This is a genomic window from Kitasatospora sp. NPDC001309, from assembly GCF_042896295.1.
Lineage (GTDB): Bacteria > Actinomycetota > Actinomycetes > Streptomycetales > Streptomycetaceae > Kitasatospora.
The window spans coordinates 65,706-79,610 of sequence record NZ_JBIAXC010000011.1; the positions used below are offsets into that span (position 1 = coordinate 65,706).

Sequence of the window (13,905 nt, forward strand, 5' to 3'; positions counted from 1 at the left end):
GAAGAGGCAGGAACGACATGGACGAGAACACCCGCTTCCAGGTGCTGCGCAACGACGAGGAGCAGTACTCGCTCTGGCCGGTCGACCTCGACGTCCCGGCCGGCTGGCAGCCGGTCGGCCGGGAGGGCACCGAGGCCGAGTGCTCCGCCTACGTCGACGAGGTGTGGACCGACATGCGCCCGCGCAGCCTGCGCGAGCGCATGGAGAACGCCGAGGCCTGACCCGACCGTCCCACCACGAGGAAGAGGAGTCCGCCGTGACCCCCGTGCTGCACACCGAACGCCTGGAGTTCGTCCCCTACCGGCCCGAGGACGAGGACGCCTTCGTCGCCCTGCTCCGCGACGCGGAGGTCTGCCGCTGGATGGGCCAGGACCTGGTGCCCGAACCGCAGCTGCGCACGCTGTTCCGCGCGATCCTGAGCGATGTGTACCCCCAGCGGCTCTTCGACGTCTGGGGCCTGTGGCTGGACGGCGCCTACGCGGGCCACGCGGAGGTGAAGCGGACCGGGAACGTCGACGGGCACGAGCTGGTCGCCGCCCTCGCCCCCGGCTTCTGGGGCCGCGGCCTGGGCACCGAGGTGGTCCGCGGCCTGATCCGCTACGCCGCCGACGAGTTGGGGCTCAAGGAGGTCTACGGCCTGGTGGGCGCCGAGAACACGCCGAGCCTGGCGATGTGCGAGAAGCTGGGCTTCCGCCACCTGCGGGACTCGGTGGACGAGGACGGCACGGTGGCCAGGGTGGTGGTGGTCTCCACGACCGGCGAGGCCTGACCCCGGGCCCGGCCCCCGGCGTGCTCGGCCGCGCCGGGGGCCGCTGTCAGTGGTGGATGGCACAGTGGCGGCCATGACACTCATGCCTGACGGCCGGGCCTTCCCGCCGCCGCACGCCGACGAACGCGCCACGCTGGAGGGCTGGCTGGAGTTCCAGCGGGCCACGCTGCTGCAGAAGGTCTCCGGGCTCGACGACCGGCAGGTGCGGCTGGCCTCGGTGCCGCCGTCGACGCTGACGCTGCTCGGCCTGGTGCAGCACCTCACCGAGGTCGAACGCACCTGGTACCAGCGGGTGTTCGCCGGCCGCACGGTGCCGCCGGTGTACGGCCCGGAGAATCCGGACGGCTACGGCCTGGACGAGGCCCGGGGGATGACGGAGGCGCTGGCGAACTGGCGGGCCGAGGTCGAGCACGGCCGCGAGCTGGCCGGGGGAGCGCCGCTGGACTCACCGGGCCCGCTGGACCGGCGGATCGCCGGGATCGTCGGCTCGGACACCGTCTCGCTGCGCTGGGTCCTGGTGCACCTGATCGAGGAGTACGCCCGCCACAACGGTCATGCCGACCTGCTCCGGGAGGGCATCGACGGCGTCACGGGCGTCTGAGGGGCACCGGCGCCGGGACCGGCCGCGCGGCCGGGCGGGGGAGCCGCAGCGCCAGCAGAGCTCCCGCCGCCGCCACCCCGGTCGTCGCCAGGGCGACCGGGGTGAGCGCCGTGCCGGGTGCGGCACGGCCGGCGACGGTGGTGGCGAGGGCGATGCCGAGGGCCGGTCCGATGTTCATCACGGTCTGCTGGAGCCCTCCGGCGACTCCCGACTCGGCGTCCGCCGCACCCCGGACGACGGCGGAGGTCGCGGTCGCCATCACCGCGCCGAGGCCGCCGCCGAGCAGCAGGAAGCAGCAGCCGATCGCGGTGTCGCCCGAGTCCGGTCCGAGCCGGGAGGTGAGCAGGGTGCCCGTGGTGATCAGTGCCATGCCCGTGAAGACGGTGGCGCGCACGCCGTGACGCCTCGCCAGCCAGGCCGAGGCGGGCGCGCCCACGATCATCGCCACGGCGAGCGGCAGCCCCCGCAGGGCGTTGTGCAGCGGATCCAGCCCGAGCACCTCCTGGAGGAAGTAGGTCGCGGGGAAGAGCGTGCCGAGCACCGCCGCCGATGCCGCGAGCAGGACGCCGAGCGCCGGCCCGACGGCCGGTGAGCGGAGCAGGGCGGGCGGTACCAGCGGGCAGGCGGTCCGGCGCTCGTGCCGGGCGAAGGCGAGGGCGGCGAGCCCGGCCGTCGCGAGGCCGAGGACCGTCCCCGTCGACCAGCCGTCGGTCGGGAGGACGGCCAGGGTGTGCACCAGGCAGACCAGGGCGAGTGCCAGCAGTCCCGCGCCGGGCAGGTCGAGGCCGCCGCCGGCCGGCTCGGTACGGGCCGCGGGCACGGCGAGGGCCGCGACCAGCGCCGCGGCGGCGGGCAGCAGGCCGAGCAGGAAGACCGCCCGCCAGCCGAAGTGGGTGGTGAGCGCGCCGCCGACCAGCGGCCCGGCGGCGACCGCGAGGCCGAGGGCGGCGGTGCGCACGGCGATCGCGCGGGGTAGCAGGTCGGCGGGCCAGACGGCCCGCAGCATGCCGATGGTGGCGGGCTGGAGCAGGGCGCCCGCGAGGCCCTGGGCCACGCGCAGCGCGATCACCCAGCCGATGCCGGGTGCCAGGGCGATCGCGGCGGAGGTGGCGGCGAAGCAGACCACCCCCGCCACGAAGAGCCGCCGGTGGCCGTACCGGTCGCCGAGCCGCCCGGCGAAGACGAGGAGCGCGGCGACGGTGACGAGGTAGCCGCTGCTGGTCCACTGGACGGCGGCCAGGGAGGCGTGCAGGTCGCGCTGCAGGGTGGGCTGGGCGACCGTGAGCACCGTGCCGTCGACGGCGACCAGGACGGCGCCGGTGATGCTCGCGGCGAGGGCGAGCCCCCGGTGGCGGGCGGTCACCGGTCGGCCGGGCCGAGGTGGGCGGTCAGGGCGGCGCGCAGCACGGGTTCGATGCTGTTGCTGTTGCTGTTGCTGTTGCTGTCGCTGTCGCTGCCGGTGGCCAGGGCGAGGCTGCCCCAGCTGCGGAGTTGGGCCAAGCCGTGCAGGTTGGACCAGAGCGCGGCGGTGGCGGCGGTCGGGTCCCCGCCCTGCGGGTGGAGTTCGCCGACCAGGCCGACGAGGGTGCGGAACAGCGGCAGGGTGGAGCGGCGCAGTTCGGTGCCGCTGCCCTCCAGCAGGTCGTGGCGGAACATCAGCTCGAACAGGCCGGGGTTGGCCGCGGCGAAGCCGAGGTAGCCGCGGGCGAGGGCCTCGATCCGGGCCCGGGGGTCGGCCCCGGTGCCGGCGGCGAGGGCGTCGGCACCGGCCAGGGTGTCGGTGAGCCGGCCGAAGCCGTGTCGGGCGACGGCGGCGAGCAGTTCTCGGTGGGTGGGGAAGTAGCGGCGCGGTGCTCCGTGGGAGACCCCGGCGCGGCGGGCGATCTCCCGCAGCCCGAGGGCGTGGACGCCCTCCTCGGTCACCAGCTCGATGCCGGCGGCCACCAGCCGGGCGCGCAGGTCGCGGTCCTGTTCGGTCATGGACACTGTCTACCGGATCGCCGTAGACAGTGTCTAATCGCCGGGCCGCGGGTCCGCCGGGCAGAATCGCGGGCATGGACGAAGGCGGCGAGTCGGCCTGCTGGCTGGACCGGGTGTGCCCGGAGTGCGGGCGGTTGCGGGAGCGGCCCGGCCGGGGGCCGTGCGAGAACTGCGGCGCGGGCGGGGATCCGGTCGGTGCGGCGGACGGCGAGCCGGACGGGGACGCCGAACGGCCGGGCCGGGGCGACGCCTGATCGCCGCCGCCGGCCCGGCCGGGCAGTGCCGGGGCCGCGCTACTGCGGCGGCTGGTCGCGGAACTGCTCCTTGAGCTTGTCCTGGGCGGTGTCGACCTGGCTCTGGTACTTGCCCTGGGTGCGTTCGTCGACGTAGTCGCCGGCCTTGTCGACACCCTTCTCGGCCTGGTCCTCGTGGCCCTTCAGCATGGCCTTGAGCTTATCCAGCATGGACATGTGGTCACCCTCCTGGATGAGACGCCCCCACCCCTCCAGGATCACCGCCCAGGGCGTCCCGCGCACCTCGCGGCCGCGCGGCGCCCTTGGCAAGGCGGTCCGCGTCCTGTCAAATCGTGAACCCACCGACCGTCGGAAGGAGTCGCCTTGAAGCCCCGCTCCCGTCACCGATCCCGTTTCCGGACGTCCCCGCTCGCCGCCCTGACCGCCGCCGCCCTGGTCGCCCCGTTACTCCTGGTCGGCGCGGGCAGCGCCAACGCCGACCCGGACCCGGCCCGCCGCGGCGCCAAGCTGGCCGAGCGGCTGGTCGGGGCCAGCAGCGCCGAGGACGCCCGGGACACCCTGGTCGCGCTGCAACGGTTCGCCGACCGCAACGGCGGTACCAGGGCGGCCGGTTCGAAGGGCCACGACCTGTCCGCGCGGTACATCGCCGAACAGGCGCGGCGGGCCGGGCTCAAGGTCTCCCGGCAGGACTTCGAGTACACCTTCTTCGACGCCCGCTCCCAGCGCCTGGACGTGCTGTCACCGAAGGCGGAGTCGGTACCGGTCCTGGCGATGACCTACTCGGTGAGCGGCCCGGAGGCGGGCCTGACCGCCGAGTTGGGCGTCGCCCCGGTGGGCGCCGCCACCGGCTGCACGCCCGCCGACTACCCGGCGGGCTCCGTCACCGGCCGGATCGCGCTGATCCGGCGCGGCGGGTGCAGCTTCGCCGAGAAGCAGGCGGCCGCGGCCACGGCCGGCGCCCTCGGGGCGCTGATCTACAACAACACCGACGGCGAGCTGAACGGGACCCTCGGCGAGCCCACCGCCGGGAAGGTCCCGACCGGCGGGATCGCCAAGGCGGCCGGCGAGGCGCTGGCCGCCCAGGCCGCCGCCGGGCCGGTGCGGGTGACCCTGGACCTCCGCACCTTCATGGAGCAGCGCAAGACCTGGAACGTCATCGCCGAGACCCGGGGCGGTGATCCGGCGAACACCGTGATGATCGGCGCCCACCTGGACTCCGTCCCGGCCGGGCCCGGCATCAACGACAACGGCTCCGGCGCGGCCGGCATCCTGGAGGTCGCGAAGAACCTCGGCACCCGGCCGGTGAAGAACAAGGTCCGGTTCGCCTGGTGGTCCGCCGAGGAGTTCGGCCTCAAGGGCTCCGAGGCGTACGTGAAGTCGCTCTCCGACGCGGACCGGAAGAACATCCGGCTCTACCTCAACTTCGACATGATCGCGTCCCCCAACTACGCGCAGTTCGTCTACAACGGCTCCGGCAGCGCGGGCGGCGGCGCGGGCCCGGAGGGCTCGGCCCAGATCGAGCGGTTCCTCACCGACTACCTGGACGGCCGCGAGCTGCCGCACGACCCGTCCGCCTTCAACGGCCGCTCCGACTACGGTCCGTTCATCGACGCGGGCATCCCGGCCGGCGGCACCGACACCGGCGCCGAGGTGATCAAGACCCCCGAGCAGCAGTCCCGTTACGGCGGCACGGCGGGCACCGCCTTCGACGCCTGCTACCACAAGGCCTGTGACGACCTGGACAACCTCGACCCGGCGGCCTTCGACGTCAACATCGACGTGATCGCCCACGCCGTCGGCACCTACGCCTGGGACCTCTCCTCACTGCAACGGCCCGTGCCCGGGCAGCGCCCGGCCGCTCGGGCGGCCGCCGGAGCGGGTACGGACACCCCGGGCGGCACCGGAGCCGGCGATGCCGGAGCGGGCGGCGCCGACGCCCACGCGGTGGCGGCCTGACGCCCGGGTGGGCCCGCTGCCGTCCTCGGGCGGCGGGCCCACCCACCGGCCGTGCGCACACCGTCCATCCGGCACCTCCCGTCGGCCATCGCCCCTGGTGGGTCAGGGTACGGGCCACCGTAGTGGACGCCACTGACAATCGGCCCCCGGCCCTGTACGGTGCCGCGCGGAGCGCATCCGCCGAGACCCGGTGGGTGCGCCGAGTCCGGTCCTGACACCATGGGACCGAGATCACGAGATCACGACACCGTGACACCCTCGGAGGAGTCAGCAACATGAGCACGCACTACGACGTCGTCGTCCTCGGCGCGGGCCCCGGCGGCTACACCGCCGCCGTCCGTTCGGCCCAGCTGGGCCTGAAGGTCGCGGTCATCGAGGCCAAGTACTGGGGCGGCGTCTGCCTCAACGTCGGCTGCATCCCCTCCAAGGCCCTGCTGCGCAACGCCGAGCTCGCCCACATCTTCACCAAGGAGGCCAAGACCTTCGGCATCAAGGTCGAGGGCCAGGTGACCTTCGACTTCTCCGAGGCCTTCAAGCGCAGCCGCTCGGTGGCCGACGGCCGGGTCAAGGGCGTCCACTACCTGATGAAGAAGAACGGCATCACCGAGTACGACGGCTGGGGCACCTTCGTCGACGACCACACCCTCCAGGTCGCGCTCAGCGGCGGCGGCTTCGACGTGGTCACCTTCGACCACTGCGTCATCGCCTCCGGTGCCACCACCCGCCTGCTGCCCGGCACCAGCCTGAGCGAGCGCGTGGTGACCTACGAGGAGCAGATCCTCACCGAGCAGCTGCCGGAGAGCATCATCATCGCGGGCGCCGGCGCGATCGGCGTCGAGTTCGCCTACGTGCTGCACAACTACGGCGTGAAGGTCACCATCGTCGAGTTCCTGGACCGCGTGGTGCCGTTGGAGGACGTCGAGGTCTCCACCGAACTGGCCAAGCAGTACCGCAAGCTGGGCATCGAGGTGCTCACCTCGACCCGGGTCGAGTCGATCGACGACAGCGACCCGAACGCCAAGGTGCGGGTGACCGTCAGCAAGGACGGGCAGCAGCAGGTGCTGGAGGCCGACAAGGTGCTCCAGGCGATCGGTTTCGCGCCGCGGGTCAACGGCTACGGCCTGGAGAACACCGGCGTCAAGCTGACCGACCGCAACGCCATCGCGGTCGACGGCCGCGGCCGTACCAGCGTCGACCACATCTTCGCGATCGGCGACGTCACCGCCAAGCTGATGCTCGCGCACGCCGCCGAGACGATGGCCGTGATCGCCGCCGAGACGATCGGCGGGGCGGAGACCATGGAGGTCGACTTCGCCATGATCCCGCGCGCCACCTACTGCCAGCCGCAGATCGCCTCCTTCGGCTACACCGAGGCCCAGGCCCGCGACCTCGGCTACGACGTCAAGGTCGCCAAGTTCCCGTTCACCGCGAACGGCAAGGCGCACGGCCTCGGCCACCCGATCGGCTTCGTCAAGGTGATCTGCGACAACACCCACGGCGAGCTGCTCGGCGCCCACCTGATCGGCCCCGAGGTCACCGAGCTGCTGCCCGAGCTGACGCTGGCCCAGCAGTGGGACCTCACCGTCCACGAGGTCGCCCGCAACGTGCACGCCCACCCGACCCTGGGCGAGGCGGTCAAGGAGGCCATCCACGGCCTCGCCGGTCACATGATCAACATGTGACGACCCGGACGTGCCGACGGTGCGGCCCCGCTCCGGCGGGGTCGCACCGTCGTGCCTTCCCCTCTCAGCCCCGGCCCGAGATCAGGCCCAACCGGCCGTCGAAGCGCCGGTAGAGCACCCGGCCCCGGCCGCCCGCCGGGTGGGCGAAGAACAGGAACGGCAGCTCCGCCCCCACCAGCCGCCGGACGGCCTGCCGCTCGGTGAGCGTCGGCGCGCCGTGCGGGCTGAGCGTGATCGGCGCCGTGCGGCGCCCGGACGGGCCGTCCGGCCTGGTCCGGGCCAGCCGGTAGCCGGTGGGGCCGACCCGGTAGACCACGGCGTCGGTCTCGGTGACCGGGTCGGTGAACAAGTGGATGTCGTAGTCCATCGCGTCCATCGTCCGGGCGGCCGCCTCGGGCGTGCACCGGACCAGAGCCGGCTCCTTGCGGCGGACGATCCGGTCCGCACCCTCGGCGGCCACCGGGGGAGCGGGCGTCGCCGGGGCGGGCCACGGGCGCGGTGCCCAGCTGCCGGTGACGGACCGGATCCGGCCGAGCAGGGACTCGGCGACCCGGTCGAGCGAGGCGCCCGGCTCGGCGGCGGCCCGCTGGACCCGGATCCGCCGTCCGTCCACCTCGGCGTTCGCCTGCGCCAGCACCCCGCCGGCCACGGCGCTCAGCCGGATCCGCAGCGCCTCCACCAGCGTGCCGGCCCCGCCGGCGAGGGCCTCACCCGCCGCGATCCGCCCCCGGGCCTCGGCCAGGGCCTCAGCCGCCGCGCCGCCCTCGAACGCCCCCACCGTGATCAACCCGCCCATCGCCCAGGCCCTTCCGCCGCCGCGCGCCGCGTCCCTCCGGCGCGACCGGCGACCAGGATCCCGACAGGCCCGGGGCGGCGGCCAGGGCCCAACGACCCCACCGCCCCGGGCCGGACAGGGCTTAGCTGTGCAGCTGGCCGCGCAGCCAGGCCTTGACCTCGGGGGTGACCTCGTCGGTGAGGTCCGCGAACTCGTGGTGCTTGGTCAGGAACTTGGCCACGTACGGGCAGATCGGCACGATGCGCTTCCCGGCGGCCCGGACGTCCGTCAGCGCCTCCTGGACCAGCTGCCCGGCCAGGCCGCGGCCGGCGAAGGCCTCCTCGACCAGGGTGTGGTAGAAGACGCGCTGCCCGTCGTGGTCCAAGTACTCGGTGAAACCGGCGAGTTCGCCGTCGACCAGGATCTCGTAGCGGTGCCGGTCGTCCGACCGCTCGACGACGGGGGTGCTGGGGGTGCTCATCGGGAAAGGCCTCTCACGGTGCGGGTACGGTCTTGCGGTGCGGGGGCCAGGTTAGCCCTGGCCGGGTGGGGCGGTCGGCTCCGGGCCGTGCCGGGTGCCCACCCCGCCGCGCCGCGCGAGGGGCCGGCCGGCTGGGCCGGACGGGTGCGGGCCGAGGGGCGAGGGGCGCCCCGGCCCTCTAACGTGGGCGCGACGGTGCCGGGCCCGGCACCGTCGCGACACCGGAGGAGAGCGGAGGGGCCGTTGCGGGTGCGTGCCGCGGAGGCGTTCGGGCCGGCCCGGCCGCCGTCCGACCCGGGGCCCCAGCTGCCGGTGCTGGTCCGGTACGGGCACCGGTCCTGGCTGATCCCCGCCGTGCTGCTGGCGGCGGTGGTGGCCGTGGACGCCCTCACCCCCAGCTCCTTCGAGTCGCTCAGCTGGCTGGCCCTGGTCCCGGTGGTCGCCGCGGGGCTGTGCGGTCCGGCGGTCACCGTGGCCTTCGCCGGTCTCGCCGTCGCCGCCTACCCCGGGCTGAACGGCCTCTGGGGCAAGTCCCACGGGATCGAGGACTTCCTGCTGGTGATCGCCGGCTGCGTCCTCGCGTATCCACTCAGCGTCTTCCGGGCCCGGGCCGCCGCCTACGTCCGCCATCTCCAGGGCGCCGCCGAGACCACCCGGCAGGTGGTGCTGCGCCCGGTGCCGCCGGGCTGGGGCGGGGTGGACGCGGAGGCCCGCTACCTGGCCGCCGACGTGGAGGCCCGGGTGGGCGGCGACTTCTACGACGTGGTGGCCACCCCGTACGGCGCGCGGGTCGTCCTCGGCGACGTCCAGGGGAAGGGCCTGCCGGCGGTCGCCACGGCGGCGGCGCTGGTCGGCTGCTTCCGGGAGGCGGCCTTCCGGGAGGAGGGCCTGGCGACGGTCGCCTCCTGGCTGGAGGAGCGGGTGCACCGGCAGAACCGGCTCTCCGCCCGGCTGGGGGAGGAGGACGAGCGGTTCGCCACGGCGGTGGTCGTCTGGTTCCCCGACGACGCCCCCGGGGAGATCCAGGTGGTCAACTTCGGCCACGACTGCCCGTACGTCCTGGGCCCGGACGGGGTCCGGCAGCTGCCGCCGGGTGACGGCGTCCCGCTGGGCCTCGCCCCGCTGGCCGGGCGGCTCCCGCAGGTGCAGCGGCTCCGGCTGGGCGCGGACGAGACCGTGCTGATCGTCACGGACGGGGTGACCGAGGCCCGGGACCGCCAGGGCGACTTCTTCGACCTGCGCGCCCACCTGGAGGGCCTGGCCGGCCTGCCCGGGGCCGGGGAGCCGGAGCGCCTGGTGGGGGCCGTCGTCGGCGCCGTCCTCCGACACAGCGGCGGGCGCCTGACGGACGACACCGCGCTGCTCGCGGTCCGCAACGGCAAGGGCAACGGAAACGGGAGCGGCAACGGAAACGGCAGTGGCAACGGAGACGGAGACGGAAACGGCGCGGCCTCCGGCTGAGCCGGGGGCCGCGCCGGTCGGGCGTGCGGAGGGGGTCAGGCCCGGAGCTGGGCGACGGCGAGCGAGGGGCGCGGGATCCGGCTGATCACCGAGCCGATCAGGGTGCCGATCGACACCCCGAACACCGCGGACACGGCGGCCAGCACCGACTGGGCGCCGTTGCCGACCTCGATCTGCGCGGTGTTCAGCAGGCCGAAGGAGCCGGGCACCACGATCCAGAACGCGGGCAGGTAGAGCACCTGCCAGAGCGGTCCGCCGGGCAGCCAGTGCACCACGGTGGCCGCGACCGCGGCGCTGACGGCGCCCGCCAGCCCGCCTATCGCCGCGCCGTGGACCGATCCGACCACCACCTGCACGGTGACGCTGACCGCGATCACCGCGACGATCCACGGGATCGCCGGGGGAGGGGTGTTCACATTGACCACGACGCCGGCCACGGCGATCGCCAGCCCCACCGCGATCACCCACCAACTCGGCTTGGCCACCTGGATGTTGGCCAGCGCACTGGCCGGTACGCCGAGCGCGGTGGTGGCCGCCGCCACCCCGGCGAGGAACAGCGCCAGCTGCACCGCGCCGGACACCAGCCGGGCCGTCCCGGCGCTGGCGGCGCCCGCCGCGACCTCCGACAGCCCGGTGACCAGCAGTCCGCCCGGCAGCAGGATCGCCAGGGTGGCCACGATCGTGCGCAGCGGGCCCTCCAGCAGGCCGGCCCGGGTGAGCGACAGGACGAGCAGGGCCACCAGGAACCCGGCGGTGACCGGCAGCAGCGGGCGCAGCCTGGGCAGCCGGCGGGCCAGGACGGTCAGGCCCGCCACGATCAGCGAGCCGGCCCCGGCGGCCAGCACGTTCGCCGTCACCGGCTGGAGGAACAGGCAGACGCCCACCCCGACCGGCAGCGCCCCCAGGTCCGCCACCCAGGCGGGCCAGCGGGCGGGGGCGAGCCGGATGGCGTCCAGCTCGGCCAGCGCCCGGGGGCCGTCCAGCTCGCCGGCGCGCAGCCGGTGCACCAGGTGCAGGACGTCCGCGGTCTGCTCGAACCGCAGCGCGGCGCCGACCGGCGCGAAGCTGGTGGCCTCCACCGCGTCGAGGGCGACGAACAGGCCGTTGGTGAGCGCGGCGACCCGCACCTCGGGAGCCCCCAGTGCCCGTCCGAGCCCGCGGAGTTCCTCCTCGACCTCATGGACGGGAAGGCCCCCGCCCAGCAGGGCGTCGCCCAGTTCGAGCAGCAGGCGGCGGAGCGGGTCGGCGGGGGCCTCGTTGCCCCGGACCGGCGGAGACTTGCTAGACATGGCAGGTATCGTCCCATCCCGCCCGCTTGGGTCCGAATCTGCCCTGGTCTGATCGTTTCGTGCCGCCGCCGTCGGGCTGCCGCTGGCCCGGGGATCAGTTCACGTAGACCGCCGGGGCGCCGGACTGGCTGGTGTCGGCGACCGGGCCGTAGCTCGCCGAGAAGTAGCCGTCGCCGGGGCAGAGGCCGGAGCCGCCGCTCTTGGCGAAGTGCTCGTTGGTGAAGGTCAGGCTCTGGCCGCCGTTGTCGGCGGTGCCGGTGAAGGCTCCGCTGAGCCGGTAGGTGCAGGTGATGGTGCCGAACCAGCTGTTCAGGACGGCGGTGGCCTGGATCTGCCCGGCGCTGCCACCGGTCAGGGTGACGGGCAGGCCGGTGCCGTCGTCGATCGAGACGCCGTACGGCAGGGTGTCGACCGTCAGGCTCTGTACCGAGGTGACGCCGGTGACGTTGGCGGTGCAGGAGTCGAAGGTGAGGCCGGTCATCGACTCGGTGGCGGTGCCGGGGGCGGTCGGGTTGGTCAGCACGGTGGCGGACAGCTGGGAGGTCGCGCAGGTGACGCCGGTGGTGCTGGTGGCGGTGGAGTAGAAGGTGGCGGAGCCGCCGGCGAGCGTCGCGGCGAGGGCGTCGCCCGCGGCGACGGCGGCGCCGCCCGTGCTGCCGGTGGTGAGCACGGGGCCGGCGTCGTCTGCCGGAACCGCGGAGGCGGGGGCCGCGGCGGCCAGGGCGAGCACGGCGAGTACGGCGAGGGCCAGGGGCGCGGTGCGGTGGAGGGGTGCGCGCATGGGAAAGCCTCTTCCTCGGTGAGGGGCGAGAAGGCGAACGTCCGCTGCTCCCAAGGGACTTCCGAGGGGCGGGGAGCGGGGGAGCTGACTCCGTTGTAGGACCGTGTCGGTGGGCCGTCAAGGCGCGGCGGAGAACTTGCTGACGATTCGTCAACAGTGGCGGACCGGGCCTGCCGGCGAGCTGTCAGTGATCGGAGAGCAGGATGTCAGTGCCCTGACAGTGGGGGCCGGAAGACTCCGTGGCGCCCGATCACATGATCAACAACGGAGAGAGCCCGCCCGTGCCCCGACCCCGCCCCCTCACCGCCCTCCGCACCACCACCCTCCGTGCCGCCGCGGCCACCGCCGCCGGCCTGCTGCTGGCCGCCCTCACCCCGGCCGCCGCCTCGGCCGCCGCGCCCGCCCCGCCGGTGCCGGCCCTGACCTGGACCAAGCCCTGCACCCCGGGCTTCCAGTGCGACACCGCCCAGGTGCCGCTGGACTACCGCGACCCGCACGGCCGCTCCATCGACCTGGCGCTCATCCGCCGTCCCGCCGACGACCGGGCGCACCGGATCGGCACCCTGTTCTACAACCCGGGCGGCCCGGCGATCCCCGGCACCCTGGCGCTGCCCTCCACCACCCCGCTGTTCCCCGAGGACGTCCGCCGGCGCTTCGACATCGTCAGCTTCGACCCGCGCGGCGTCGGCGCCTCCACCACCCTGCGGTGCTTCCCCGACCCGGGCGGCGAACAGGCCCTGCTCGGCGGACTCCCCGCCGGCTACCCGATCGGCGCCGAACAGCAGTCACGCTGGGCCGACACCTACGCGCAACTGGGCCGCCACTGCGCCGACAACGACGACACCGGCCTGCTCGCCCACCTGTCCACCGCCGACGTCGCCCGCGACCTCGACCTGCTGCGCCAGGCCGTCGGCGACCGCAGGCTCAGCTACCTCGGCACCTCCTACGGGACGTACCTCGGCGCCACCTACGCCAACCTCTTCCCCGGCCGGGTCCGCGCCATGGTCCTGGACAGCGCCGCCGACCCGGTGGCCTGGTCCACCGGCCGCACCCCGCAGGACCGCGCGCTGCCGCCGTTCCTGCGCACCGGCAGCGACCTCGGCTCGGCCCGCGCCCTGGACGACTTCCTCGACCGCTGCGGCGCCGCCTCCCCGGCCGCCTGCGCCTTCTCCGCGGGCAGCCCGGAGGCGACCAGGGCCAAGTACGCCGCGCTGACGGACCGCCTGGCGCACGGACCGGTCACCGTCGGCACCGGGGCGCAGGCCGTCACCTACGACGAGGCGAGCGCCGTCTCGGCCGTCGCGCTGCTGCTCTACTCGGCCCAGCCGCTGCCGCAGCTCGGGAGCCCCGGCTGGGCCGCCCTGGGCGGGCAGTTGCAGAGCCTGTGGACCGCCGCCGACACCCCGGCGGCACCCCTGCCGACCGGCGCGCAGCCCGGCCAGACGCAGGTCCTCGGCGTGCTGTGCGCCGACACCGTCAACCCGCCCGCCGGCGCCGACTACCCGGCGCTCGCCGACCTCGCCCGGGAGCGCTCCGGCGCCCTCGGCCCGTACTGGGTCTGGCAGACCCAGCGCTGCGCCGCCTGGCCGGCCGAGGCCGCCCGGGACCGCTACACCGGGCCCTGGGACCGCTACACCGCCGCGCCCGTGCTGGTCGTCGCCAACACCGGCGACCCGGCCTGGCCGTACGAGGGCTCCCGCGCGCTGGCCGACACCCTGGCCCGCGGCCGGCTGCTGACCGTCGACGGCCCGGGCCACAGCGTGCTCGGCAACCCGAGCGGCTGCGCCGCCGGCTACGAGGCGCGCTACCTGGTGGACGGCGACCTGCCGCCGCGCGGCCGGGTCTGCGCGCCGGACGCGCCGCCGTTCCGGTAGCG

At 74.8% G+C, this 13,905-nt stretch carries 15 protein-coding genes; 8 read left to right on the top strand and 7 right to left on the bottom strand.

Annotated elements, in window-relative coordinates:
- Positions 1-17 precede the first annotated feature (17 nt).
- The 3 genes from ACFY2K_RS14070 (at position 18) to ACFY2K_RS14080 (ending at position 1,370) form a co-directional block, all read left to right on the top strand.
- On the top strand, positions 18-221 hold the full coding sequence (locus ACFY2K_RS14070; RefSeq protein WP_375897473.1) for an MbtH family protein: 204 nt from the start codon (positions 18-20) through the stop codon (positions 219-221).
- A 35-nt stretch (positions 222-256) separates the two neighbouring features.
- On the top strand, positions 257-769 hold the full coding sequence (locus tag ACFY2K_RS14075; RefSeq protein ID WP_380530687.1) for a GNAT family N-acetyltransferase: 513 nt from the start codon (positions 257-259) through the stop codon (positions 767-769).
- A 73-nt stretch (positions 770-842) separates the two neighbouring features.
- Positions 843-1,370 (top strand): DinB family protein, encoded by a 528-nt coding sequence (locus ACFY2K_RS14080; RefSeq protein WP_387711471.1) that lies wholly within the window; start codon positions 843-845, stop codon positions 1,368-1,370.
- On the opposite strand, the gene ACFY2K_RS14085 is transcribed toward ACFY2K_RS14080, so the two are convergent.
- Both ACFY2K_RS14085 and ACFY2K_RS14090 read right to left on the bottom strand, forming a co-directional pair.
- Positions 1,357-2,733: an MFS transporter gene (locus ACFY2K_RS14085; RefSeq protein WP_380589392.1), complete on the bottom strand. Its 1,377-nt coding sequence runs from the start codon at positions 2,731-2,733 to the stop codon at positions 1,357-1,359. The genes ACFY2K_RS14080 and ACFY2K_RS14085 overlap by 14 nt on opposite strands.
- On the bottom strand, positions 2,730-3,350 hold the full coding sequence (locus ACFY2K_RS14090) for a TetR/AcrR family transcriptional regulator (protein ID WP_387711473.1): 621 nt from the start codon (positions 3,348-3,350) through the stop codon (positions 2,730-2,732). Before ACFY2K_RS14090 ends, ACFY2K_RS14085 begins: the two co-directional genes overlap by 4 nt.
- 74 nt (positions 3,351-3,424) lie before the next feature.
- On the opposite strand from ACFY2K_RS14090, the gene ACFY2K_RS14095 reads away from it, so the two are divergent.
- Complete coding sequence (locus ACFY2K_RS14095; RefSeq protein ID WP_380530675.1) at positions 3,425-3,604, top strand: hypothetical protein; 180 nt, start codon at positions 3,425-3,427, stop codon at positions 3,602-3,604.
- 39 nt (positions 3,605-3,643) lie between these two features.
- Here ACFY2K_RS14095 and ACFY2K_RS14100 read toward each other — a convergent pair whose 3' ends face one another.
- Positions 3,644-3,820, bottom strand: a complete 177-nt coding sequence (locus ACFY2K_RS14100; protein ID WP_380530672.1) for an antitoxin — start codon at positions 3,818-3,820, stop codon at positions 3,644-3,646.
- A 147-nt stretch (positions 3,821-3,967) separates the two neighbouring features.
- Between ACFY2K_RS14100 and ACFY2K_RS14105 the strand changes: the two genes are divergently transcribed.
- Together ACFY2K_RS14105 and lpdA are read left to right on the top strand one after the other, a co-directional pair.
- A complete protein-coding gene (locus tag ACFY2K_RS14105) occupies positions 3,968-5,560 on the top strand; it encodes a M28 family metallopeptidase (protein WP_380530669.1) in 1,593 nt (530 codons plus the stop codon).
- A gap of 275 nt (positions 5,561-5,835) precedes the next feature.
- A complete protein-coding gene (gene lpdA, locus ACFY2K_RS14110) occupies positions 5,836-7,242 on the top strand; it encodes a dihydrolipoyl dehydrogenase (protein WP_380399381.1) in 1,407 nt (468 codons plus the stop codon).
- 64 nt (positions 7,243-7,306) lie between these two features.
- Here the strand turns inward: lpdA and ACFY2K_RS14115 are convergent, their stop codons facing one another.
- Both ACFY2K_RS14115 and ACFY2K_RS14120 read right to left on the bottom strand, forming a co-directional pair.
- Positions 7,307-8,038: a sigma 54 modulation/S30EA ribosomal C-terminal domain-containing protein gene (locus ACFY2K_RS14115; RefSeq protein WP_380533089.1), complete on the bottom strand. Its 732-nt coding sequence runs from the start codon at positions 8,036-8,038 to the stop codon at positions 7,307-7,309.
- Positions 8,039-8,159: 121 nt separating this feature from the next.
- On the bottom strand, positions 8,160-8,498 hold the full coding sequence (locus tag ACFY2K_RS14120; protein WP_380399378.1) for a GNAT family N-acetyltransferase: 339 nt from the start codon (positions 8,496-8,498) through the stop codon (positions 8,160-8,162).
- 249 nt (positions 8,499-8,747) lie between these two features.
- Between ACFY2K_RS14120 and ACFY2K_RS14125 the strand changes: the two genes are divergently transcribed.
- Positions 8,748-9,959 (top strand): PP2C family protein-serine/threonine phosphatase, encoded by a 1,212-nt coding sequence (locus ACFY2K_RS14125; RefSeq protein WP_380589425.1) that lies wholly within the window; start codon positions 8,748-8,750, stop codon positions 9,957-9,959.
- Between the two features lie 35 nt (positions 9,960-9,994).
- Here the strand turns inward: ACFY2K_RS14125 and ACFY2K_RS14130 are convergent, their stop codons facing one another.
- Positions 9,995-11,248 carry a threonine/serine exporter family protein gene (locus ACFY2K_RS14130; protein WP_380399374.1) on the bottom strand — a complete coding sequence of 418 codons (1,254 nt, stop codon included), beginning with the start codon at positions 11,246-11,248 and terminating at the stop codon, positions 9,995-9,997.
- A 94-nt stretch (positions 11,249-11,342) separates the two neighbouring features.
- On the bottom strand, positions 11,343-12,029 hold the full coding sequence (locus tag ACFY2K_RS14135; RefSeq protein ID WP_387711475.1) for a Tat pathway signal sequence domain protein: 687 nt from the start codon (positions 12,027-12,029) through the stop codon (positions 11,343-11,345).
- 281 nt (positions 12,030-12,310) lie between these two features.
- Between ACFY2K_RS14135 and ACFY2K_RS14140 the strand changes: the two genes are divergently transcribed.
- Complete coding sequence (locus ACFY2K_RS14140; RefSeq protein WP_387711479.1) at positions 12,311-13,903, top strand: alpha/beta fold hydrolase; 1,593 nt, start codon at positions 12,311-12,313, stop codon at positions 13,901-13,903.
- Positions 13,904-13,905: the final 2 nt, after the last annotated feature.